The sequence below is a fragment of the Gordonia sp. DT219 genome (assembly GCF_049847065.1).
In the GTDB taxonomy this organism is placed as follows: domain Bacteria; phylum Actinomycetota; class Actinomycetes; order Mycobacteriales; family Mycobacteriaceae; genus Gordonia.
Genome location: NZ_JBNCNR010000137.1, coordinates 1 through 216, shown reverse-complemented (window position 1 = coordinate 216; position 216 = coordinate 1). Strand labels below are relative to the sequence as shown.

The window sequence follows — 216 nt, the reverse complement described above, 5'->3', positions numbered from 1 at the left end:
CACGCAGCATCGGTCGCGTACGAGGAGTGCTTTGCGTTGTCCGGGGGTGAACAGGCGTTTCTCCCGTCCGACGTTCAGGGGGACTCCGTTGTGGTCGCGGACGATCATGGTGATCGAGGTGTCGCAACACAATGCTTTGGCGGTGGCGGGCGTGACCGACCCCATGAACTCGAGCGCAGACAGCTTCGGGGTGTCGGCGGGTATGGTCAGTAACAC

1 pseudogene is annotated in these 216 nt (G+C 62.5%); it reads right to left on the bottom strand.

What is annotated here, in order from left to right:
* Nucleotides 1-216, bottom strand: a pseudogene (locus ACPXB3_RS22760) (HNH endonuclease); the annotation flags it as partial.